The following is a 21,476-nucleotide window of genomic DNA, read 5'->3' as shown; positions in this document are numbered from 1 at the left end:
AGTTCAGAAGCAGAGGATCTCGGCCTCGGCCTCGGCGCGGCGGAAATTGGCGACGATGTCGTTGACGGCGATGCCCTGGCGAAAGATGCCGGCGCGCTCGCCCGGCGTCTGGCGCATGGCCAGCACCGTCTCGGCCTTGACGTAGTCTTCATAGGGCAGGATCTCGGCGATCTGGTCGATGGCGCAGCTGCACCGCTCCAGCATCTCGCGGGTCTGGCCGTTCGTCGCCATGCAGACGAAGACATAATCGGCCCGCGCATTGGTCGGATAGTCGTTTATCGCCTGCGCCCCGGCCATGCCGGCCGAAAGCGTCAGGGCTGCCGTCAGGGTTGCCCGCATCATTTCAACACCATCTCGCTGTGATAGGCCGGCCGTCCGCCGGCCAGCGGGCCGGTCCCGGCCTGCATGCGCCGGATCGGCCGCTTCGGATCGCCCAGGGTAAAGCGCAGCTCCAGCGTGTCGAAGCCGGCCATGCGCCCGCGGTTCTCGTCCTGTGCGAAAGGCGCGAAGACGGCGACGGTCGCCCCGCCCTCGCGCCGGACCTCGCCGCCGCGGAACAGCGCGTCCTTCAGCCGGTTGCGGATATAGAACGGGCTGCCGCCGGTCAGCGCCGCCATGTCCCGCGCGGTGGTTTCCAGAAAGAAGATCAGCGCCGGATCGCCGCCCGAGACCGGGAAGGGGCCGATCCTGCGGGTGATGCGCGCCGTCTGCTCGGTCAGTTCCAGCGCCGGCTGGCCGTCCGCGGCGTCGGGGACGGCGGCCAGTGTCACGGTGCCCGCGCCCGCGGGCGCAAAGCCCTCGGCCTCGGGCCCGGTCTGGCGCAGCGTCCAGACCAGCGGTCCCTGCGACAGATCCCAGGGGCCGCGCTCGGCAAAGACCAGGTCGCCCGCCTCGCTCGCCGCAAGCGGGCCGGCCAGCAATCCGATCAGCGCCAGGGCTTGCAAGACTTTCATCCCGGTCCTTTCCTCCCTGTCTGCGACCCTGCCCCCGTCCGGGCCGCGGCGAAAGCCCGCCGCCGGCTGCCTGCTGCTTTGGTCTTAGGCCAGCATCCGCTGCAGCATGGCTTGCAGATCCTCGGGGCGCACGGGCTTTTCCAGCACCGGCACGCCCATCTTCTGGCAGGCGCTGCCCAGTTCCGGCCCCCGTCGGGCCGAGACCACGATGGCCGGCACCGCCTGCCCCGCCGCCTTGCGCAGGGCGGCGATGGCCTGCAGGCCGGTATCGCCGTTGTCGAGGTTATAATCGGCGATCACCACGTCCGGCGGCTCGTCGCCCATCTGCGCCAGCGCCTCGGCAATGCCGCCCGAGACGCGGGCCACCATGCCCAGCCGGTCCTGCAGCACCAGTTGCAGGGCGCGGCGCATGGCGTCGTCATTCTCGACCACCAGCGCCACCCGGCCGCGCAGATGCGGGCCCTGGCCGGCGCCCTCGGGCCGCGCGGCCTCGCATCCCGGCGCCACCAGCGGCAGGCTGACGCGAAACACGGTGCCGCGCCCCGGCTCGCTGTCCATGGCGATGGGATGGCCCAGCTTGGCGCAGGCGCGGCGCACGATGGACAGGCCCAGCCCCATGCCCGGCACCCCGCCGTCGCGCCCGATGCGCTGGAATTCGTCGAAGATGCGGGCGCGGTCGGCGGCGGCGATGCCGATGCCGGTGTCGTAGATCTCCAGCCAGGCGCGCTCGCCGCGCTTGCGCACGCCGACCAGCACGCCGCCGCGGTCGGTATACTTGATCGCGTTCGAAACCAGGTTCTGCGCGATGCGCCGCAGAAAGGTCGGATCGCTTTCCACCACCACCGTTGTCGGCGCAAAGCTGAGCCGCAGTTCCTTGGCCTCGGCCATCGGCGCATATTCGACGGCAAGGCGGCGAAACAGATCGCCCAGATCGACCGGCTTGCGCTGGAACTCGATACGCTGGCTGTCCAGCCGCGAGATGTCCAGCACCGCGTGCATCAGCTCCTCGACCGATTCGAAGGCGCCGGTCAGGCGGCCGGTCAGTTCGCGCTGGAACTCGTCCAGCTGCGTGTCCTTCAGCGCCGAGAGAAACAGCTTGGCGGCGGACAGCGGCTGCAACAGGTCATGGCTTGCCGCGCGCAGGAAACGGGTCTTGGAGCGGTTGGCCTCCTCGGCCGAGGCGCGGGCGACGGCCAGTTCGCGGTTGCGCTCCGACAGGTCGGCCAGCGCCTGTTCCAGCTCGCGGGTGCGGACCTGCACCTCCTGCTCCAGCGCCACGGCGGCCTGGAACATGGACCAGGCCGAGCCGCGGCTTTCCTCCAGCCGGTCGATGCGCTCGACCAGCACATCGGCGATGCGCGTCAGCTTTTCGACCCGCCGGGCGGGAGGATCGTCGTCGCGCAGGAACATGGCTCAGCCCGGTTCGGGCGGCATCAGCGCCATGCCGACAAAGGTCTGGTTCACATGCATGCCGCTGTGCTGCTCGCCATAGGTGTTGAAGCCGGCGACGCGATAGCGCGCCAGCAGTTCCGACATCTGCCCGTCCATGCCGGCGCGTTCCAGCGCCAGCCGCCGCAGCACGCAGTCGAAGCCCAGCACCATCAGCGGCGGCCGCGGCAGCGCGTCCAGCGCCTCGGCAAAGCCGCGCGTCATGTCCATCGCCCGGCCCAGCGTCAGGATGTTGCCTGCCTCGATCCCGGAAAGAAGCTGCAAGCCGCCCTCGGGGGTGATGGCGCGGATGGCGCGGACGTGATGGCGCCGCCCGGTGCGCAGCAGCAGGGGATGGCGGGCGAATTCCGTGGGCGTCAGCGCCTCGACCGGGATGCCGGCCAGCCGGGCATATTCCTGGGCCGCCGGCTCGCCGTTCAGCTCCGTGATGACGCGGTTGTGGCGGTCGGCGGCCGTCACCACGGCGCGGCGGTCGGTCGGGCTGAAATGCGAGAACGAGACCTCGGCCGCCGCCAGATCGGTCTCGACCAGCAAAAACAGCGCCGCGCCGGGATGCGCGGTACCGTCGACCATCTGGCAGGTCGGCTCGAAGCGCATGCCCTCGGCGCTGGAGCCGCCGACGATGGGCAGGCCGGGGATCGCCGCATCCAGCGTCGCGGTCAGCACGTCCTCCTGCCGGGCCAGCGCATCGGCCAGCAGCACGCCGAAGCTGGAGCGCCGCAGGTCGGGGCGGAAATCGGCGTGAAAGCGGCGCAGCGTCGCCATCCATTCCGACACCGGCACCAGCGCCTGGTCGCGCAGCACGCAGACCCCGACCCGGAAGCTGGCCGAGGGAAAGCCCAGCGCCGTCACCGTCCGCGCGCAATAGCCGGCGGGGCCGATCTCGCCGACCGAGGAGCAGCCGACGACCCGGCAGCCCTCGCCCAGCAGCTCGCGCAGCGCGGCGCCCAGGGCGGGCAGCCCCTCGGCCGGCATGCCGAACAGCAGGACCAGCGCCGGGCGCAGGGGCGCCATGGCCGCGGCGATGCGCCGGGCGGTATCCGCGCCGGTGGCAGGCACCGAGACGGCGATGGGCGCGGGCGGCGGCACGGCCGGCTGCGCCCCGGACCGTGCGCCCGGCCAGGGTTCGGGCGAGGCCGCGCTCATGCCGGTTCGAACAGCCTGACGCTGTTGGCCAGCAGCACCGCCTGGGTGCGGCGCCGGGCGTTGATCTTGGACATGATCGCGGTGATATGGGTCTTGACCGTCGCCTCGGCGATGGACAGCTCGTAGCTGATTTCCTTGTTCGCCTTGCCCTGGCAGATCAGCCGCAGGATCTTCATCTGCTGCGGCGTCAGCGTGGCGAAGCGGCGGGCCAGTTCGGCGCGGGCCGCGTCCTCCTCGCCGGCATGGTCGGGCTGGTAGCTGTCGGGCGTCACCCGCTCGCCCTCCCACATGCGGCGCAGGCTGTCCACCAGCGCCTCGCGGCCCAGCGACTTGCTGATATAGCCCTGCGCCCCGGCCGCCATCGCGGCCGAGATCATGGCGTTTTCCAGGTCGGCCGAGATCATGGTGATCGGCACGTCCGGGATCTGGCGGCGCAGCGTCACCAGCCCCTCGGCACCCCTGGCATCGGGCAGGTTCAGGTCCAGGATCACCGCGTCGGGCGCGCCCTGGTTGCGGATCTGTTCCAGCGCGGCGGCAAGGCTGCGGGCAGTGCGCACGTTCCTGAGCCCGAAGCTGATCTTCAGCGTCAGGGCCAGCGCGTCGCACATCAGCGGATGGTCGTCCACGATCAGGATCTCGCGGACACGCTCTGCGGAAAGCCTTGGCGATGCGGCGCGGTCCTGCGACTGCATTTCGGCTGAGGCCATCGTTCTCCTCCCCAAGAAACGATAGTGGGTCGGGGCCTTGGCCGCCGACCTTTACGCATCCATCTTAAGACCGCCACCCGCTGGCGCAAGCCCGTTGGACGGCAAGGCCGGTTTCGGGCTACGACTTCGGTTGTATTGGCCGAAGCAGGGGCCCATGGCAATTTGACCGGGGCCAAGGGGGAAATCACCATGCCGTTCAGCCGCAGAATCGCCTTGCTGGCGGGGGCCGCCGCCTTGGCCGGGCTGGCGCGGCCCGCCTTCGCCCAGGACCAGGCCCCCGCGATCCGCGTCGGCACGCTGGAAAACGGCACCGTCGCCTGGGAGATCGAGACGATCCGCAGGGGCGGGCTCGACATCGCGAACGGCTTTCGGCTGGTGCCGATGATCCTGGCCGGCAATCCCGCCACCCAGGTCGCCATGCAGGGGGCCGAGGTCGATACCATCGTCTCGGACTGGTTGTGGGTGGCCCAGCAGCGGGCGCGCGGCACCGGCTTTCGCTTCCTGCCCTATTCGACCGCCGTGGGGGGCGTGATGGTGCCGGCGGACAGTCCCGTGCAGACCCTGGCCGACCTGCATGGCAAGAAGATCGGCATCGCCGGCGGTCCGGTGGACAAGAGCTGGCTGATCCTGCGTGCCTGGTCGCGCGAAAAGCTGGGCGCGGACCTGGCCGAGGTGACGCAGCAGGTCTTCGGCGCGCCGCCGATGATCCTGAACGCGGCCGAGACCGGCGAGGTCGATGCCGCGATCAACTTCTGGCATTTCCAGGCCAGGATGCAGGCGCAAGGCATGCGCGAGATCATGTCGGTCGAGACGGCGGCGGGCGACCTGGGGCTGGACCCCTCGACGCCGCTTCTGGGCTATGTGCTGCGCGACGACTGGATCGCGGCCAACCCGGCGCTGGCAGCGGGGCTGGCGCGCGCCTCCCGCGCCGCCAAGGATCTGCTGGCCCGGGACGATGCCGCCTGGGACGCGCTGCGCCCAATCATGGAAGCCGCCGACGATGCCGAGTTCGAGGCGCTGAAGGCCGGCTGGCGCGCCGGCATCCCCGCGCCCGGCCCAGTCGATGCCGCGAACGCGCAGAAGATGTTCGCCACCATGGCCGAGCTTGGCGGCGAGGAACTGACCGGCGGGCTTGCCACCCTGCCCGAAGGCCTGTTCTGGTGGCCGGAGTAGCCCTGCCTTGGCCGGACCGCCCAGATCTCCTGCGCTGCGCCCCGGTCTCGTGCCGGGGGTGCTGTCGATCCTGGCCATGCTGCTGGTCTGGACCCTGGCCTCGCAGCTGACCGACCGGCCGCAGACCCTGCCGGCGCCCTGGGACGTGGCGGCGCGCATCGGCCGGCTGGCCGCGACCGGGGAGCTGTGGTTCAACGCCGGCATGACCCTGTTCCGCGTGGTCGCCAGCTTTGCGCTGGCCATGGCGGCGGGCATGGCGCTGGGGCTGTGGATGGGCCGCAGCCGCGGGGCCGACCAATGGCTCAACCCCGGCCTCATCATCCTGCTGAACGTGCCGGCGCTGGTCGTCATCGTGCTGTGCTATATCTGGATCGGGCTGAACGAGACCGCCGCCATCCTGGCCGTGGCGCTGAACAAGATCCCGGTGGTCACGGTGATGATCCGCGAGGGCACCCGCGCGCTGCGCCCCGACCTCGACGACATGGCCCGCGCCTTTCGCATGCGGCCCTGGGCGCGGCTGCGCCATGTGGTGCTGCCGCAGTTGGCGCCGCATGTCGCCGCCTCGGCGCGGGCCGGGATCTCGCTGATCTGGAAAATCGTGCTGGTGGTCGAGTTCCTGGGCCGCTCGAACGGCGTCGGCTTCAAGATCCACCTGCTGTTCTCCAGCTTCGACGTGACCGGGGTGCTGGCCTGGGCGCTGGCCTTCGTCGCCGTCATGCTGGCCATCGACCTCCTCCTGCTGCGGCCATGGGAGAGCCGCGCCAACCGCTGGAGGCAGGATGCGGCTTGATCTGGACGCCAAGTCCTTCGGCCCGCGGCAGGTGCTGGGCCGGCTGGCGCTGTCGGTGGCGCGGGGCGAGCGGCTGGCGATCCTCGGCCCCTCGGGCATCGGCAAATCGACACTGCTGCGCATCCTGGCCGGGCTGGACACGGATTATCGCGGCCGGCTGGAAGGCGCCGACCATCTGGCCGTGGTGTTCCAGGAGCCGGTGCTGCTGCCCTGGCGCGACGCGGTGGCGAATATCACCATCCCGACCGGCTGCGGCGCGGCCACGGCGCGGGACTGGCTGGCGCAGGTCGGGCTGGCCGGGCATGAGACGAAATTCCCGCGCCAGCTTTCGCTGGGCCAGCAGCGGCGGCTGGCGCTGGCCCGCGCCTTCGCCGCCGGGCCGGACATCCTGCTGATGGACGAGCCCTTCGCCTCGCTGGATGCCGATACGGCGGCGCGGATGCTGGCCTTGACCGATGCGCTGCTGACCCGCAGCGGCGCCGGGCTGGTGCTGGTCACGCATGACCCGGCCGAGGCCCTGGCGCTGAAGGCCCGCGCCCTGCACCTGGGCGGCGATCCGGCGCGGCTTCAGAAGGACTGATCCCAGGCCCGGCCCTCGGTATCCTCGGCATGGACCGTCACCGGCCCCTGACCTGGCGCATGGGCAAAGCGGAACACCGGGTCTTCGGAGATCGAGATCCCGGCCTCCATGGTGAACAGCGGCGCCTCGCCCTGCTTCACCTCCAGCGTCTGGATGAACTCGGCCGGGATGGTCAGCAGCGTCACCTGGTCGCGTTGCAGGCCCGAGAAATTCGGGTGCCGGATCATCAGCGTGCCGATCCGGCGCCCGTCCCCTTCGGACTGGCGGAAACGCATCTCGCCCATGGTGGCGCGCACCTCGTCCATGCTCTTGCCCGCCGGCGCCGCGCAGCCGCCCGAAGCCTTGACGAAGCGCCCGGCCATGACCTTGCGCCCATCCTCCAGCGTGGCGATGGCGCGCAGGTCGGAATAATTGTCCACCCGCACCCGCACCTCGAAATCCAGCGGCATCAGCGCCGCGCCAAAGGTGAACTCGGCCGCGACCGGGGCGGGATTGCCGTCCACCACCAGCGCCAGCGACCGGATCGCCGGCGCGCCGGGCGGCTGGGTGATGCGCACCGGCACCAGCGCCGGATTGTCGGCCCGCGGCGGCGCGTCGAGGTCGAAGATCGCCGGATCGACCGGCGGCTCCTCATCGGTACCGATCACGGCAAGCCGCATGTCCTCCCACAGGGCAGAGGGCTGCAGGGGATTGGCGACCTCGCCCGCGAGCGCCCCCGGCGCCAGCATCATCGCGGCAAGCAGGCAAGCCAGCCTCATCCCCGTTTCTCCCTTGTCATGCGGCGATAGACCAGCACGGTCGAATCGCTCGCCGCCTCGGCCTCGGCCGCGGCGCGCAGCCGGGCATGCAGGGCCGAGCGCGAACAGACCGGATCGGTGGCCCGCGCATCGCCCGCCAGCGCCATGGCCTGGCAGCGGCAGCCGCCGAAATCGATCTCACGCCGCTCGCAAGAGGCGCAGGGCTCGGGCATCCAGCCGGTGCCGCGAAAGGCGTTGAAGGCGGCGCCGTCGTGCCAGATCCGCGCCAGGGGCACCTCGCGCACGTTCTCGAACACCAGGGTTTTGATGGTCTGGGCGGCGTGGCAGGGCAGCACGGTGCCGTCCGGCGCCACGTTCAGCCCGGTCGAGCCCCAGCCGCCCATGCAGCTTTTCGGGAATGCCGCCAGATGGTCGGCGGGCACATAGTCGATGACCATGCGGCCCTGCAGGCGCCGGCGCGCCTCGTCCACCACCTCGCGCGCGCGGTTCGCCTGCGCCTGCGTAGGCATCAGCGGCCGGCGGTTCAGGTCGGCCCAGCCGTGGAACTGCACGGTCGCGACCTCGATGCGCCGGCAGCCGAACCGCTCGGCAAGGTCGATCATCTCGGGCAGGCGGTCGAGGTTCTGGCGATGCACCACCGCGTTCAGCGTCAGCGGAAAGCCGATGGCGCGGACCCATTCCGCAACCTGCATCTTGCGGGCGAAGCTGCCGCCATAGCCGCTGATCCAGTCGGCCATCTCGGCATCGATGCCTTGCAGGGACAGCTGGATGTGATCGACCGCGCCGTCCAGTTCGCGCAGCCGCGCCTCGGTCAGCCCGATGCCCGAGGTGATCAGGTTGACGTAAAGCCCGGCATCGCGGGCCGCGGCGGCGATCTCGGCCAGGTCGCGGCGCGAGGCGGGCTCGCCGCCCGACAGATGCACCTGCAACACGCCCAGATCGGCGGCCTGGCGGAACACCCCGGCCCATTCCGCCGCCTTCAGCTCGGCGCTGGCGCGGGTCAGCTCGACCGGGTTCGAGCAATAGGGACAGGCCAGCGGGCAGCGATGCGTCAGTTCCGCCAGCATGGCCATGGGCAGGCCGACGCGGACCGGGTTGCCGTCGATATCGCGGGGGGCGGGATCGTCTCTCATGCCGGCCCTCCCGCTTCGCCGTCCAGAAACACCATGCGCCGGTCCGCCAGGTCGCGCAGGAAGTCCTGCACATCGCCCTCGATCTGCTCGGGCGGCGCGTCGTAGCGGGCGCAGAGCGTCGCGATCACCTCGGCCAGGCTGCGCTTGCCGTCCAGCTCGGACAGGATGGCATGGCCCACCGGATCGAGCTGGATCACCCGCTCGGGCGCCAGCAGCACGCGGATGCCGCGCACGCGGTCGTCATGCAGCCGCACGCCCCGCGGCAGATAGGGCACCGCGGCCCCGCTGATGCGATCCGCGGTCATGAGGCCCCCGCGGCCTCGGGGGCCGGCTCGGGGATCGCCGCGTCCAGCAGCCCCTCGCCCGGACGCCAGGCGCCGGGGGGGATGTTGCCCTGGACATAGCCGTGCCACAGCGCGTCGAGCTGCGCCCAAAGCACGTCGGTCTTGAAGACCAGCGCCGCCGCCGCCGCATCCTGCTTTTCCAGCGTATCGGCATGGTCCAGCACGTAGTTCAGCCCGAACTCGACATCCTTCGGTGCCTCGGTCAGCCGGTTGCGGAAATAAGCGAGGCTGGCGTCGTCGGCGAAATCGTAATGCTTCAGCAACCCCTCGATGCGCTCGGCATGGATCTTGGGCGCGAACATCTCGGTCAGGCTGGCGGCCACGGCATCGAGCAGCGGCATCTCGCGCACGAAGCGGACATAGGCATCGACGGCAAAGCGCGTCGCCGGCATCACCCCCACGCCGCTGGCGACATAATCGGGGTCGAGGCCGACGGCGCGGGCCAGCGCCAGCCAGCGCCGGATGCCGCCGCCCTGATCGATGCCGCCGTCGTGATCCTCGATGCGGTGGCGCCAGATGCGGCGCAGCTGCGGATCCTCGACCCGCGACAGGAAGGCCGCGTCCTTCATCGGGATGCGCGACTGGTACTGCCAGCGGTTGACGACCCAGGCCCGCACCTCGTCGGGCGTGCATTCCCCGCCATGCAGGCGTTTGTGGAACGGGTGGCGGTCGTGGTAACGCTCGGCGCCGATGCGCTTCAGGCGCTCGTGGAACTCGGCGCGGGTCTGGGCGCGGTGGTCGGCAAGTTTCATGGCGCGATCTCCATTCCGTCATGGCCGACCTGCCAGCCCGCCGCCTGCGCCTGCGCACGCTCGGGGCTGGCCGGATCGACCAGCGGGTTCGAATTGTTCAAATGCACATAGATGCGGGCACCCAGCTCCAGCTCGCGCAGCGCCTCCAGGCTGCCGCCGGGACCGGAGACCGGCACATGGCCCATGCGCCGCCCGGTCTTGGCGCCCAAACCCGCACGCAGCATCTCGTCATCCGTCCACAGCGTGCCGTCGAACAGCAGCGCATCCGCCCCGGCGATCCGCCCGCGCAGCCAGTCCGGGACCGAGGCACAGCCGGGGATATAGAAGACCCGCCGGCAATTGGCGGCCAGCTCAACCCCCACGGTCTGCTCGCCCATCAGCTCGGTCTCGACCCGCTCGCCCTCCATGTAGAGCGGCACCTTGCCCGGCACGGCGAACAGCGTGGCGGTCAGGCCCGGCGCCAGCTCGAAGCCCTGCTCCAGCGCCACCTCGTGCCGGGCGACCAGCCGCGGATCCAGCGCCGCCAGCATCGGGTTGGCGGCCAGCACGGCATGGATCGCGGGCGTGGCGAACAGGTGAAACCCCTGCCCTTCGCGCAGGGTCAACAGGCCCGCGACATGGTCGATATCGCCATTCGTCACCAGCACCGAGCGGATCGGAGAACCGCGCAGCCCAGCCGGCCGCAGCGCCGGCGTCGCGGCAAGCTGCTGGCGCAGGTCGGGCGAGGCGTTGACCAGCGCCCAATCCCGACCATTCGCGGAAACGGCAATCCCGCTTTGGCTCATGGCGGGAATGCGTCCGTCGCGCGCGGCTTCGCAATTGCGGCAGCCACAGTTCCACTGCGGAACGCCACCGCCGGCGCCGCTGCCGAGAATCACGATGCGCATGGGAAAGGCTCCGGCAGGCCCGGCCCCCGTCAGCCGGGGACCGGGCCGGGGAATATCGCCGGCGGGCTAGAACAGGACCGGCTCGTCCTCGGCCGGGGCATACATGTTGATTTCCATGCCGCAGGCAATTTCCTTCGGCGCGGGTTTGGTCCAGGCCATGAGTCCTCCTTCTCAAGACAACCGCGGGATGCGGCTTCTGTCGATGCTAAGCCGACCGGGCCGCCAGTCAACACGCCAAAGGTCGTAGATGGCACGGGTCGCGGGCTTGTGTTAGCCTTGCGCCGCGAAAGGAAAGCGGATGTTCCATCTGGTCCTTGCCGCCTGCCTGGCGGCCCAGCCCGCCACCTGCCAGCCCCGCCTGCTGCCTGCCGGCGACGCGCCCACGCGCGAGGATTGCGAGGCGCGCGCCGCCCCCATCGCCCGCGACTGGCTGGCGCGGCATCCCGAACTGACCGGCGGCAGGCCGCGCTGCGTCGAGACCGCCGAACTGCCGGCCCTGAGCGTGCAGGAGGTGGCGGCGGGCATCCATGTGCACCAGGGCGCCATGGCGCAGATCTCAAGGCAGAATCGCGGGCGGATCGCCAACCTGTCCTTTGTCATCGGCGCCGAGACGGTGGCGGTGATCGACGCCGGCGGCAGCCGCGCCGAGGGCGAGGCGCTTTACGCCGCGATCCGGCAAGCGACCGACAAGCCGGTCAGCCACCTGGTCCTGACCCATATGCACCCCGACCACATCCTGGGCGCCGAGGTGTTCTCCGAGGCCGGCGCCAGCATCGTCGCCGATGCCCGCCTGCCCGAGGCAGTGGCGCGGCGCGCGGAAAGCTGGATGGTCTCGACCCCGCGCCAGATCGGCGATGCCGCCTTTGCCGGCACCAGGATCGTCGGCATCGACCAGGCCGTCGCGGCGCCGCAGGTGCTGTCGCTGGGCGACCGGCAGCTGCGGCTGACGCCGGTGCCGGCCGCCCATACCGGCACCGACATGACCGTGCTGGACGAGAAAACCGCCACGCTGTTCACCGGCGATCTGGTGTTTATTGGCCTGACGCCCTCGCTCGACGGCTCGCTGGCGGGCTGGCTCGACTGGATCGCCGCGCCGCCCGACCCCGAGCCGGCGCTGATCGTGCCCGGCCATGGCCCGGTCGCGGAAAGCTGGGACGAGGCGGTGGCACCCGTGCGGCAATATCTGACCGCGCTGCGCGACGCCACGCGCAAGGCGATCGGCGCCGGCCTGCCGCTGTCGCAGGCGATCCCGGCCATCGTCGCGGCGATGCAGCCCGTCTCGGAAGGCTGGGCCGATTTCCGCGACACCACGGCGCGCAACGCCGCCGCGGCCTATGCCGAGCTGGAATGGGAATAGATTGCCTCGCCCGCGCGCCGGTGCCACAACTATGCCGAGCGCGGAAGGAGGAAGGTCATGGCACGTCCCATCTGGCACGGTTTCATCGCGGCAGCCCTGAGCGGGCTTCTCGTCACCGGCGCGGCTCTGGCACAGGATGCGCCGCTGCCCGAGCGGCGGCTGTCTTTGCAAGCCGATACCGACCTGCCGGGCGGCGACCTGGGGCCGATCTTCGACACCACCTTGCAAGCCTGCGTGCAGGCGTGCCTTGGCAATGACGACTGCCGCGCGCTGACCTATAACCAGCGGTCCCGCGCCTGTTTCCCCAAGGGCGAGGGCGCAGGGGCCGCGGCGCCCTTTGCCGGCGCGCTGTCGGGCCATGTCGTCGCCTCGACGGCCGAAGAGCGGCTGCGCGCCGAATCCCGCGCCGGTGCCGCGCCCTTCCTCGCCGCGCAGGATCTGGCCGCCGCGCAATCGCTGGCCCGCAGCTTTCCCGCCCTGCACCCGCCCTTGGGCGCGGATTACCCGCAGGGCAGTGCACAGGATGCCGAGAACACGGGCGAGCTGGTGCTGGCCGCCCGCATCCTCGCCGCCGAGGCCGCACGCTTCGACCGGGCCGAGGACTGGACCAATCTGGCCCGGCTGACGCTCTATACCAGCGACCAGAACGACCGCGAGGCGTCGAACGCCATCGCTTCGATGGCGATCAACGGCTATCTGCGCGGGGCCGAGGACGCGGTGGCCGCCCGCGCGCTGTCCTGGCTTGCCATGGCATGGGAGCGACTGGACCGCGGCCGCGACGCGCTGGCAGCCTTGCGGCTGGCGGCGCGGCTGTCGCCCGGCGACAATGCCATCGCCCAGGCGCTGGAGGAATCGCAGGCCCGCAACGGCTTGCGCGTCACCGACACCCAGGTCGAATCCGAAGGCAGGATGCCGCGCTTCTGCGCAGTGATGTCGCGCGAACTGTCCTCGGGCACCGATTACGCGCAATTCCTGCGCCTGCCCGGCCGCGACCTGACCGTCGAGGCCGATGGCCAGCGGCTTTGCGTCGCCGGCCTGACCCATGGCCAGGAGGTGGAACTGACCCTGCGCGCCGGCCTGCCCGCCGCCGACGGCGAGGTGCTGGCCCGCGACGTGACGGTCAAGGGCTATGTCCGCGACCGCGCCCCCTCGGTGCGCTTCCCCGGCCGCGCCTATGTGCTGCCCGCCTCGGGCGACCAGCGGCTGTCCATGGTCACGGTCAATGCCGATACGATCAACCTGCGGCTCTTGCGGATTTCCGACCGCAACCTGATCCGCGCCATGGCCGAGGACATGTTCGCCACGCCGCTGGACAGCTGGCGGGCCGATTATTTCAGCGACCGCATGGCGCGCGAGGTCTGGAGGGGCACGGCGCAGGTCGCCAAGCCGATGGGACAGGACAGCCTGAACCAGGAGCTGACCACCAGCCTTGCCATCCCCGCCGAGGCCGGCCCGCTGGAGCCCGGCATCTATATCGCCGAGGCCGGGATCGAGAACGAGAACGTCCAGGACACCGGGCTGGCGACGCAATGGTTCGTGATCTCGGATTTCGGGATCTCCACCTTCTCGGGCGCCGACGGGCTGACCGTGGCGGTGCGCAGCCTGGCCGACACCTCGGCCAAGGCGGGGGCCGAGGTGGCGCTGGTCAGCCGCTCGAACGAGGTTCTGGCCAAGGCCGCGACCGATGCCGAGGGCATCGCGCATTTCGCGCCGGGCCTCGCCATGGGCAAGGACGGCGCCGCCCCGGCGCTGGTCACGGTAACCGAATGGCAGGGCGAGGGCGCCGAGCGCAGCCCCCGCGACATGGCCTTCCTGTCCCTGTCGGACCCGGAATTCGACCTCTCCGACCGCGGCGTCGAGGGCCAGCCGCCCAGCCCCCCCATCGACCTGTTCGTGACCACCGATCGCGGCGCCTATCGCGTCGGCGAGACGGTGAACGCCACCGTGCTGGCCCGCAATGCCGAGGCCCGGGCGCTGGAGAACCTGCCGCTGACCGCGGTGATCCTGCGTCCCGACGGGGTCGAGGCGATGCGCCTGCCCGCGCAGGATGCCGGCGCCGGCGGCAGCGTGGTCGCCTGGCAGATCCCCGGCAACGCCCCGCGCGGCACCTGGCGGATGGAACTGCGCACCGAGGCGGACGGCCCGGCGCTGGCCACCGCGCGCCTGCTGGTCGAGGATTTCCTGCCCGAGCGCATCGACTTCACCCCGCGCCTGCCCGAAGGCCCGGCCCGCGCCGGCGGCACGCTGGAGCTGTCGCTTTCGGCGCATTGGCTGTTCGGCGCGCCGGCCGCGAACCTGCCGGTCGAGGGGCAGCTGCGCCTGTCCCCGACCCGCAGCCTGACCGGCTTCGACGGCTATGTCTTCGGCCGGCACGATGACGACAGCGCGCCGGTGACGGACAGCCTGCCGCCGGGCACCACCGATGCGCAGGGCCATTACCAGACGCAGATCGACCTGCCGCCGGCTGGCCGGCTCGGCCCCCGCCCGGTTCGGGCCGAGCTGGTGCTGGACATCCGCGAAGGCGCCGGCCGCCCGGTCGAGCGCAGCGAATCCCGCGTGGTCATGCCCGAAGCGCCGGTCGTCGGCATCCGTGCGCTGTTCGAGGGCGACACCGTGTCCGAAAACGCCGAGGCGCGCTTTGCGCTGGTCGCGGTCGGCCCGGACCTGAAGCCCGCCGCAGAACCCGTGCGCTGGGTGCTGAACCGCATCGACACCGATTACCAATGGTATTCGCTGGGCGGGCAATGGAACTGGGAGGCGATCACCACCCGCACCCGCATCACCGAGGGCGTGGCCGAGCCGGGCCAGGCCCCGGCCGAGATCGCCGCCCCGGTCGAATGGGGCCAGTATGAGCTGGTGGCCGAGCCGGCCTCGGGTCAGGGCGGGCAAAGCTCGGTGCGGTTCTATGCCGGCTGGGGTGCGGTCGCCAATTCGGGGACCGAGACGCCCGACCGCTTGCAGGTGGTGCTGGACAAGCCCGCCTATCGCAGCGGCGATGTCGCCCGCGTCCGGGTCGAGGCGGCCAGCGACGGGCTGGGCCTCGTCTCGGTGCTGTCGAACCGTCTGGTGTCCATGCAGACCGTGGCTCTGAAGGCGGGCGAGAACCAGATCGACCTGCCGGTGACCGACGACTGGGGCGCCGGGGTCTATGTCACCGTCAGCGCCATCCGCCCGCTGGGCGAGGCGCGGCCCGGCGACCGCCAGCCGGTGCGGGCGCTGGGCCTGGCCCATGCCGCCGTCGATCCCGGCGACCGCAGGCTTGCCGCCAGCATCACAGCCCCGGCCGAGACGCGGCCGCGCGGCACCATCCCCGTCACGCTGAAGGTCGAGGGCGCGGCGGGCGAGACGGTGCATGCCACCGTCGCCGCCGTCGACCAGGGCATCCTGAACCTGACCCGCTTCCAGCCGCCGAACCCCTCGCAGCATTACTTCGGCCAGCGCCGGCTGGGCGTCGGCTTGCGCGACCTTTACGGCCGGCTGATCCTGCCGACCGGAGCGCCGGACGGCGCGCTGCGCGAGGGCGGCGACGCCAGCCTTGCCGGCAATGCCGAGGCGCCGCCGCCGACCGAAAAGCTGATGAGCTGGTTCTCGGGTCCGCTGACCGTGGGCGCAGACGGCACGGCCACCGTCGAGGTGCCGGTGGGCGATTTCAACGGCGAGGTGCGGGTGATGGCCGTGACCTGGTCGGAAAAGGGCGTGGGCCAGGCCGATGCCTCGGTGCTGGTGCGCGATCCGGTGGTGATGACCGTGACCGCGCCCGCCTTCCTCGCACCGGGCGACCGGGCGCAGGTCGGGCTGCGGCTGACCCATGCCTCGGGCCCGGCGGGCGAGATGCGGCTCTCGGTCCAGCAGGTCGGCGGCGCGGCGGCGCTGACCACCAGCCTGCCCACGGACAGCGTGACCCTGGCCGAGAAGGCCGAGGCGCAGGTGCAGATGCCCGTCACCGCCGGCGATGCCGAGGGACTGGCCAATCTGCGTCTGACCCTGACCACGCCGGACGGCGCGGCGCTGACCAAGGACATCGCCATCCCGGTGGCGCTGAACGAGGCCGACATCCAGCGCCAGGACCGGCTGGTGGTCGAGCCGGGGCAAAGCCTGACCGTGCCCGCCAGCCTGACGCAGGGCCTGCTGCCCGGCGCCGAGGTGACGGCGGCGCTTGGCCCCTATGCCCGGCTGGACGTGGCCGGCGCGCTGATGCGGCTGGCGCGCTATCCCTATGGCTGCACCGAACAGCTGGCCTCGGGCGCGATGCCGCTGATCTACCTGCCCGGCCTGGCCGCCGCCGAAGGGGTCGATGGCGGCGATGCGGCCAAGCAGGTGGACAAGGCGATCACCCGGATCCTGACCCGGCAGGGCTCGAACGGCGGATTCGGCCTCTGGTCGGCGGATTCGGGCGACCTGTGGCTGGAGGCCTATGTCACCGACTTCCTGTCGCGGGCACGGGCGGCAGGCCATCAGGTGCCCGAGACCGGCTTCCGCATGGCCATCGACAACCTGCGCAACCGCGCCAATTACGCCACCGAACCCGCCGCCGCCTCGGCCGAGGAGAACGCGGCGCTGGCCTATGCGCTGGCGGTGCTGGCGCGGGAACGGGCGGCGACGGTGGGCGATCTGCGCTATTACGCCGATACCGCCGCAGGCTCCTTCTCGACCCCGATGGCCGCGGCCCATCTGGGGGCTGCGCTGGCCTCTTATGGCGACCAGCAGCGGGCGGATCGCCTGTTCACGCAAGCGCGGAACCTGCTGAACCTGGGCGCGCCCGAGCCCTATGCCTTCCGCGCCGATTACGGCACCCGGCTGCGCGACGCCACGGCGCTGCTGGCGCTGGCGGCCGAGGCAAGGACGCAGGCGGTCGACGCCACCGACCTGACCAGCCAGATCGCCGAGCGCATCGCCCGGGCCGAGGAGGACGGGCGCAGCCTGTCCACCCAGGAATCGGTCTGGACCGTGCTGGCGGCGCAGTCGCTGTTCGGCGCGGCCCCGCCCGCAACGCTGAACGGCGTGGCGCTGACCCAGCCGGTCGCAAGCCTGCCGGCGGATGCGAGCATCGCCAATACCGGCGAAAGCGCGCTGGAAGTGACGCTGACCGCGACCGGCAAGCCCGCGGGCCCGGTCGCGGCCGGCGGCAAGGGCTATGGCATCGCCCGGCGCTATTACAGCATGCAGGGCGAGGCGCTGGACGCGGCGCAACTGCAGCAGGGCACGCGCATGGTGGTGGTGCTGGAGGTCGCGCCGCAATCCGAGGGCGGCGGACGGCTGGTCATCGCCGATCCGCTGCCGGCCGGGTGGGAGATCGACAACCCGAACCTCTTGCGCGCCGGCGACGTCTCGGCGCTGGACTGGCTGGAGGGCGAGACCGCGGCCGAGATGACCGAGTTCCGCGCCGACCGTTTCGCCGCGGCGCTGACCTGGACCTCGGGTGAACGCTTCCGGCTGGCCTATATCGTCCGCGCGGTGACGCCGGGCGAATTCCGCCACCCTGCCGCCAGCGTCGAGGACATGTATCGCCCCGAATTCCGCGCCTGGTCGGACAGCGGCGCCGTCACCGTCACGCCCTGAAAACCGCAAGCACCCCGGCCGCGAAACGGCCGGGCTGTTTCGCCGCGGGCGCTTCACGAAAGCATTGCTTGCCCGATCGCGTCCCGCCGCGCAATAATCCCGCCACCGCGTAAGGAAGGGGAGGACGCCTTGCCCGAGACCCGCCCGGCACCGCACAGCACAACCCGCCACGAGGATCGCGTGGTCCAGGCCTCGCAATCGCCCGGCGCCGTCACCCGGCTGGCGGCAAGCTGGCGCCGCTCGATGCTCAAGCACGGGCTGGACCCGGCCCGGCCGCCCGAGCCGCGCCGCCTGACCGAGCGCGAGCTGTCCGAGCGCGTCGAGCGCATGGACCGTTTCATCGCCGTCGCCCGGCCGCAGCTGGACCAGCTGTTCCAGTTGGTCTGCCCGACCGGCTGCAACCTGCTGCTGACCGATGCCCAGGGCATCGTGCTGGAACACCGCGTCAGCCAGGGCGATGCCGCCACTTTTCGCGGCTGGGGGCTGTGGCGCGGCATGGACTGGTCCGAGGCGGTGCAGGGCACCAATGGCATCGGCACCTGCCTGGCCGAGGGACGGCAGGTCACCATCCACCGCGACGAGCATTTCTATGCCCGCAACACCGGGCTGTCCTGCATGGACGCGCCGATCTGGGGCCCGGACGGGCGGCTGATCGCGGCGCTGGACATCAGTTCCGCCCGCGCCGACCATACCGAGCGGCTGAACGCGCTGATCGCGGCGCAGGTGGCGCATAGCGCCCGCGCCATCGAGGCGGCCTTCTTCCGCGTCTCCTTCCCCGGCGCGCGCATCGTCACGCCGCAGGCCGAAGGGGCCGAGGACGGCACGCTGCTGATCGCGGTGGATAAGGACGATCTGGCCATCGGCGCCAATCGCGCCGCCCGCCGCGCCTTCGGCCTTGAGAAAGAGGGGCAATTGCGCCCGCGCCCGGCCTCGGACCTGCTGGGCCGGCAGGACGAGGCGACCGGGTTCGAGCGCGCCGAACGCGCCGCCGTGATTCGCGCGCTGGCCAGGGCCGAGGGCAATGTCTCGGCCGCCGCCCGCGCGCTGGGGGTGGGACGCGCCACGCTCTACCGCCGCATGGCGCGGCTGGGCATCGACGAAAACCCCGGCAAACTGTCTCGCCCCTGAAACACATCGGCCCCGCGGCGCGAAGCCCCGCGTTGACCCCAGGGGGTCTCAGGGCACAGGCTCTTGTGCAACCGGCTGGAGGAGCCGGGCTGACAGGAGGAAGATCATGCCGAACGACCAGACGCATCCTTTCCGGGGCGTGAACGCGCTGCCCTTCGAGGAACGCTACGACAACTTCATCGGCGGCGAATGGGTGGCGCCCATCTCGGGCAAGTATTTCACCAACACCACCCCGATCACCGGCGCCGAGATCGGCCAGATCGCGCGTTCCGAGGCGGGCGACATCGAACTGGCGCTGGACGCCGCCCATGCCGCCAAGGACAAATGGGGCGCCACCAGCCCGGCCGAGCGCGCCAACATCATGTTGAAGATCGCCGACCGGATGGAGCAGAACCTGGAACTGCTCGCCACCGCCGAGACCTGGGACAACGGCAAGCCGATCCGCGAGACCATGGCCGCCGACCTGCCGCTGGCCATCGACCATTTCCGCTATTTCGCCGGCGTGCTGCGCGCGCAGGAAGGCTCGATCAGCCAGATCGACGACGACACCGTCGCCTATCACTTCCACGAGCCGCTGGGCGTGGTGGGGCAGATCATCCCATGGAACTTCCCGCTGCTGATGGCCTGCTGGAAGCTGGCCCCGGCGATTGCCGCCGGCAATTGTGTGGTGCTGAAACCGGCCGAGCAGACCCCGGCCGGCATCATGGTCTGGGCCAACCTGATCGGCGACCTGCTGCCGCCGGGCGTGCTGAACATCGTCAACGGCTTCGGGCTCGAGGCCGGCAAGCCGCTGGCGTCCAGCAACCGGATCGCCAAGATCGCCTTTACCGGCGAGACGACGACCGGCCGCCTCATCATGCAATACGCATCCGAGAACCTGATCCCGGTGACGCTGGAGCTGGGCGGCAAGTCCCCGAACATCTTCTTTGCCGACGTGGCGCGCGAGGACGACGATTTCTTCGACAAGGCGCTGGAGGGCTTTACCATGTTCGCGCTGAACCAGGGCGAGGTCTGCACCTGCCCATCGCGCGTGCTGATCCAGGAATCGATCTATGACAAGTTCATGGAGCGCGCCGTCCAGCGCGTGCAGGCGATCAAGCAGGGCGACCCGCGCGAAAGCGACACCATGATCGGCGCGCAGGCGTCGAGCGAGCAGAAGGAAAAGATCCTCAGCTATCTCGACATCGGCAAGAAGGAGGGCGCCGAGGTGCTGACCGGCGGCAAGGCGGCCGATCTGGGCGGCGAGCTGTCGGGCGGCTATTACATCGAGCCGACGATCTTCCGCGGCAACAACAAGATGCGGATCTTCCAGGAGGAAATCTTCGGCCCGGTGGTCTCGGTCACCACCTTCAAGGATCAGGCCGAGGCGCTGGAGATCGCCAACGACACGCTTTACGGGCTTGGCGCCGGCGTGTGGTCGCGCGATGCCAATACCTGCTACCGCATGGGCCGCGGCATCAAGGCCGGCCGGGTCTGGACCAATTGCTATCACGCCTATCCGGCCCATGCGGCCTTCGGCGGCTACAAGCAGTCCGGCATCGGGCGCGAGACGCACAAGATGATGCTGGACCACTATCAGCAGACCAAGAACATGCTGGTCAGCTATTCCCCGAAGAAGCTGGGCTTCTTCTAGGGGAACGGCCGGGCGCGCGTCACCCCGCGCCCGGCACCCTTCCTCCCTCCCCCTTTTCTCCCCCAAGAGCAACTGCAAGGAGTTCCCTCTCATGGCCAAGACCATGAAAGCCGCCGTCGTGCGCGCATTCGGCAAGCCGCTGACCATAGACGAGGTGCCGGTCCCCGAGCCCGGACCCGGCATGATCCAGGTGAAAATCCAGGCATCCGGCGTCTGCCACACCGACCTGCACGCCGCCGAGGGCGACTGGCCGGTCAAGCCGAACCCGCCCTTCATTCCGGGCCACGAGGGCGTGGGCTTCGTCTCGGCCGTGGGCGCCGGGGTGACGCACGTCAAGGAGGGCGACCGGGTCGGCGTGCCCTGGCTTTACACCGCCTGCGGCCATTGCCGGCATTGCCTGGGCGGCTGGGAGACGCTGTGCGAAAGCCAGCTCAACACCGGCTATTCGGTGAACGGCGGCTTTGCCGAATATGTGGTGGCCGATCCGAACTATGTCGGCCACCTGCCGAAGAACGTCGATTTTGTGGACATCGCCCCGGTGCTCTGCGCGGGCGTCACGGTCTACAAGGGGCTGAAGGTCACCGACACCAAGCCCGGCGACTGGGTGGTGATCTCGGGCATCGGCGGGCTGGGCCATATGGCGGTGCAATATGCCAAGGCCATGGGGATGAATGTCGCGGCCGTGGACATCGACGACGACAAGCTCGCGCTGGCGCGCAAGCTGGGCGCGACGGTGACGGTCAATGCCGCGACCGACCCCGACCCGGCCGCCGCGATCAAGCGCCAGACCGACGGCGGCGCGCAGGGCGTGCTGGTCACGGCCGTCGGCCGCAAGGCCTTCGAGCAGGCCATCGGCATGGTCGCCCGCGGTGGCACGGTGGCGCTGAACGGGCTGCCTCCGGGCGATTTCCCGCTGGACATCTTCGGCATGGTGCTGCACGGCATCACCGTGCGCGGCTCGATCGTCGGCACCCGGCTGGACCTGCAGGAATCGCTGGATTTCGCCGGCGAGGGCAAGGTCAGGGCGACCGTGCATCGCGCGAAGCTCGAGGACATCAACGACATCTTCGGCCAGATGCACAAGGGCCAGATCGAGGGCCGCATGGTGCTGGACATGGCGGGCTGAG

General features: G+C 70.7%; 19 protein-coding genes. 8 read left to right on the top strand and 11 right to left on the bottom strand.

Annotated elements, in window-relative coordinates; genetic code table 11:
* Positions 1 to 3 precede the first annotated feature (3 nt).
* The 5 genes from ACNKFW_RS03220 to ACNKFW_RS03200 form a co-directional block, all read right to left on the bottom strand.
* A complete protein-coding gene (locus tag ACNKFW_RS03220; protein WP_024843532.1) occupies positions 4 to 342 on the bottom strand; it encodes a hypothetical protein in 339 nt (112 codons plus the stop codon).
* Positions 339 to 953 carry a hypothetical protein gene (locus ACNKFW_RS03215; protein ID WP_147427608.1) on the bottom strand — a complete coding sequence of 205 codons (615 nt, stop codon included), beginning with the start codon at positions 951 to 953 and terminating at the stop codon, positions 339 to 341. Before ACNKFW_RS03215 ends, ACNKFW_RS03220 begins: the two co-directional genes overlap by 4 nt.
* An 84-nt stretch (positions 954 to 1,037) precedes the next feature.
* Positions 1,038 to 2,363 carry a hybrid sensor histidine kinase/response regulator gene (locus ACNKFW_RS03210; RefSeq protein WP_024843530.1) on the bottom strand — a complete coding sequence of 442 codons (1,326 nt, stop codon included), beginning with the start codon at positions 2,361 to 2,363 and terminating at the stop codon, positions 1,038 to 1,040.
* 3 nt (positions 2,364 to 2,366) lie between these two features.
* Complete coding sequence (locus tag ACNKFW_RS03205) at positions 2,367 to 3,548, bottom strand: FIST N-terminal domain-containing protein (protein ID WP_147427607.1); 1,182 nt, start codon at positions 3,546 to 3,548, stop codon at positions 2,367 to 2,369.
* The gene (locus ACNKFW_RS03200) at positions 3,545 to 4,255 is read right to left on the bottom strand and encodes a response regulator transcription factor (protein WP_024843528.1); all 711 of its coding nucleotides are present in this window, start codon (positions 4,253 to 4,255) and stop codon (positions 3,545 to 3,547) included. The genes ACNKFW_RS03205 and ACNKFW_RS03200 overlap by 4 nt, the downstream gene beginning before the upstream one ends.
* 189 nt (positions 4,256 to 4,444) lie before the next feature.
* Here ACNKFW_RS03200 and ACNKFW_RS03195 point away from each other — a divergent pair, with 189 nt between their 5' ends.
* The 3 genes from ACNKFW_RS03195 to ACNKFW_RS03185 all read left to right on the top strand — a co-directional run bounded on the left by ACNKFW_RS03195 (position 4,445) and on the right by ACNKFW_RS03185 (position 6,798).
* Positions 4,445 to 5,428, top strand: coding sequence for an ABC transporter substrate-binding protein (locus ACNKFW_RS03195; protein ID WP_147427606.1), 984 nt, complete (start codon positions 4,445 to 4,447; stop codon positions 5,426 to 5,428).
* 76 nt (positions 5,429 to 5,504) lie between these two features.
* Positions 5,505 to 6,218, top strand: a complete 714-nt coding sequence (locus tag ACNKFW_RS03190; protein ID WP_374327897.1) for an ABC transporter permease — start codon at positions 5,505 to 5,507, stop codon at positions 6,216 to 6,218.
* A complete protein-coding gene (locus ACNKFW_RS03185; RefSeq protein ID WP_147427604.1) occupies positions 6,208 to 6,798 on the top strand; it encodes an ATP-binding cassette domain-containing protein in 591 nt (196 codons plus the stop codon). Before ACNKFW_RS03190 ends, ACNKFW_RS03185 begins: the two co-directional genes overlap by 11 nt.
* Here ACNKFW_RS03185 and ACNKFW_RS03180 read toward each other — a convergent pair.
* From ACNKFW_RS03180 to pqqA, 6 genes are all read right to left on the bottom strand, one after another.
* Entirely contained in the window at positions 6,786 to 7,556 is a 771-nt protein-coding gene (locus ACNKFW_RS03180; RefSeq protein ID WP_024843524.1) for a quinoprotein dehydrogenase-associated SoxYZ-like carrier, read from the bottom strand. The two genes, ACNKFW_RS03185 and ACNKFW_RS03180, sit on opposite strands and share 13 nt — an antisense overlap.
* The gene (gene pqqE, locus ACNKFW_RS03175) at positions 7,553 to 8,689 is read right to left on the bottom strand and encodes a pyrroloquinoline quinone biosynthesis protein PqqE (RefSeq protein ID WP_024843523.1); all 1,137 of its coding nucleotides are present in this window, start codon (positions 8,687 to 8,689) and stop codon (positions 7,553 to 7,555) included. The genes ACNKFW_RS03180 and pqqE overlap by 4 nt, the downstream gene beginning before the upstream one ends.
* On the bottom strand, positions 8,686 to 8,994 hold the full coding sequence (gene pqqD, locus ACNKFW_RS03170; protein ID WP_024843522.1) for a pyrroloquinoline quinone biosynthesis peptide chaperone PqqD: 309 nt from the start codon (positions 8,992 to 8,994) through the stop codon (positions 8,686 to 8,688). Before pqqD ends, pqqE begins: the two co-directional genes overlap by 4 nt.
* Positions 8,991 to 9,785, bottom strand: a complete 795-nt coding sequence (pqqC, locus tag ACNKFW_RS03165) for a pyrroloquinoline-quinone synthase PqqC (RefSeq protein ID WP_147427603.1) — start codon at positions 9,783 to 9,785, stop codon at positions 8,991 to 8,993. Before pqqC ends, pqqD begins: the two co-directional genes overlap by 4 nt.
* Positions 9,782 to 10,672 (bottom strand): pyrroloquinoline quinone biosynthesis protein PqqB, encoded by an 891-nt coding sequence (gene pqqB / locus ACNKFW_RS03160; protein WP_024843520.1) that lies wholly within the window; start codon positions 10,670 to 10,672, stop codon positions 9,782 to 9,784. Before pqqB ends, pqqC begins: the two co-directional genes overlap by 4 nt.
* Positions 10,673 to 10,738: 66 nt before the next feature.
* Complete coding sequence (gene pqqA / locus ACNKFW_RS03155; RefSeq protein WP_024843519.1) at positions 10,739 to 10,831, bottom strand: pyrroloquinoline quinone precursor peptide PqqA; 93 nt, start codon at positions 10,829 to 10,831, stop codon at positions 10,739 to 10,741.
* Positions 10,832 to 10,970: 139 nt separating this feature from the next.
* Between pqqA and ACNKFW_RS03150 the strand changes: the two genes are divergently transcribed.
* The 5 genes from ACNKFW_RS03150 (at position 10,971) to adhP (ending at position 21,475) form a co-directional block, all read left to right on the top strand.
* Entirely contained in the window at positions 10,971 to 12,029 is a 1,059-nt protein-coding gene (locus tag ACNKFW_RS03150) for a quinoprotein relay system zinc metallohydrolase 2 (RefSeq protein WP_024843518.1), read from the top strand.
* Positions 12,030 to 12,086: 57 nt separating this feature from the next.
* On the top strand, positions 12,087 to 17,588 hold the full coding sequence (locus tag ACNKFW_RS03145; RefSeq protein ID WP_147427602.1) for an alpha-2-macroglobulin family protein: 5,502 nt from the start codon (positions 12,087 to 12,089) through the stop codon (positions 17,586 to 17,588).
* Positions 17,589 to 17,717: 129 nt separating this feature from the next.
* The gene (locus ACNKFW_RS03140; RefSeq protein WP_024843516.1) at positions 17,718 to 18,716 is read left to right on the top strand and encodes a helix-turn-helix domain-containing protein; all 999 of its coding nucleotides are present in this window, start codon (positions 17,718 to 17,720) and stop codon (positions 18,714 to 18,716) included.
* Between the two features lie 106 nt (positions 18,717 to 18,822).
* The gene (gene adh / locus ACNKFW_RS03135; protein WP_024843515.1) at positions 18,823 to 20,349 is read left to right on the top strand and encodes an aldehyde dehydrogenase; all 1,527 of its coding nucleotides are present in this window, start codon (positions 18,823 to 18,825) and stop codon (positions 20,347 to 20,349) included.
* 91 nt (positions 20,350 to 20,440) lie between these two features.
* Entirely contained in the window at positions 20,441 to 21,475 is a 1,035-nt protein-coding gene (gene adhP, locus ACNKFW_RS03130) for an alcohol dehydrogenase AdhP (RefSeq protein WP_418024728.1), read from the top strand.
* The last annotated feature ends 1 nt before the right edge of the window (position 21,476 follow it).

The sequence above is a fragment of the Paracoccus sp. TD-10 genome (assembly GCF_048270675.1).
Taxonomy (GTDB): domain Bacteria; phylum Pseudomonadota; class Alphaproteobacteria; order Rhodobacterales; family Rhodobacteraceae; genus Paracoccus; species Paracoccus pantotrophus.
The sequence above is the reverse complement of the archived record's forward strand: the minus strand, read 5'-3'. Positions and strand labels throughout refer to the sequence as shown.

Excerpts from the sequence above, each read along its gene's own strand:
- ACNKFW_RS03185 (WP_147427604.1), top strand. The coding sequence starts at position 6,208 with ATGCGGCTTGATCTGGACGCCAAGTCCTTCGGCCCGCGGCAGGTGCTG.
- adhP (WP_418024728.1), top strand. The coding sequence starts at position 20,441 with ATGGCCAAGACCATGAAAGCCGCCGTCGTGCGCGCATTCGGCAAGCCG.
- ACNKFW_RS03205 (WP_147427607.1), bottom strand. The coding sequence starts at position 3,548 with ATGAGCGCGGCCTCGCCCGAACCCTGGCCGGGCGCACGGTCCGGGGCG.
- ACNKFW_RS03195 (WP_147427606.1), top strand. The coding sequence starts at position 4,445 with ATGCCGTTCAGCCGCAGAATCGCCTTGCTGGCGGGGGCCGCCGCCTTG.
- ACNKFW_RS03220 (WP_024843532.1), bottom strand. The coding sequence starts at position 342 with ATGATGCGGGCAACCCTGACGGCAGCCCTGACGCTTTCGGCCGGCATG.
- ACNKFW_RS03150 (WP_024843518.1), top strand. The coding sequence starts at position 10,971 with ATGTTCCATCTGGTCCTTGCCGCCTGCCTGGCGGCCCAGCCCGCCACC.
- pqqD (WP_024843522.1), bottom strand. The coding sequence starts at position 8,994 with ATGACCGCGGATCGCATCAGCGGGGCCGCGGTGCCCTATCTGCCGCGG.
- ACNKFW_RS03215 (WP_147427608.1), bottom strand. The coding sequence starts at position 953 with ATGAAAGTCTTGCAAGCCCTGGCGCTGATCGGATTGCTGGCCGGCCCG.
- ACNKFW_RS03210 (WP_024843530.1), bottom strand. The coding sequence starts at position 2,363 with ATGTTCCTGCGCGACGACGATCCTCCCGCCCGGCGGGTCGAAAAGCTG.
- ACNKFW_RS03200 (WP_024843528.1), bottom strand. The coding sequence starts at position 4,255 with ATGGCCTCAGCCGAAATGCAGTCGCAGGACCGCGCCGCATCGCCAAGG.
- pqqA (WP_024843519.1), bottom strand. The coding sequence starts at position 10,831 with ATGGCCTGGACCAAACCCGCGCCGAAGGAAATTGCCTGCGGCATGGAA.
- ACNKFW_RS03145 (WP_147427602.1), top strand. The coding sequence starts at position 12,087 with ATGGCACGTCCCATCTGGCACGGTTTCATCGCGGCAGCCCTGAGCGGG.
- pqqB (WP_024843520.1), bottom strand. The coding sequence starts at position 10,672 with ATGCGCATCGTGATTCTCGGCAGCGGCGCCGGCGGTGGCGTTCCGCAG.
- pqqC (WP_147427603.1), bottom strand. The coding sequence starts at position 9,785 with ATGAAACTTGCCGACCACCGCGCCCAGACCCGCGCCGAGTTCCACGAG.
- ACNKFW_RS03190 (WP_374327897.1), top strand. The coding sequence starts at position 5,505 with ATGCTGCTGGTCTGGACCCTGGCCTCGCAGCTGACCGACCGGCCGCAG.
- ACNKFW_RS03180 (WP_024843524.1), bottom strand. The coding sequence starts at position 7,556 with ATGAGGCTGGCTTGCCTGCTTGCCGCGATGATGCTGGCGCCGGGGGCG.
- pqqE (WP_024843523.1), bottom strand. The coding sequence starts at position 8,689 with ATGAGAGACGATCCCGCCCCCCGCGATATCGACGGCAACCCGGTCCGC.
- adh (WP_024843515.1), top strand. The coding sequence starts at position 18,823 with ATGCCGAACGACCAGACGCATCCTTTCCGGGGCGTGAACGCGCTGCCC.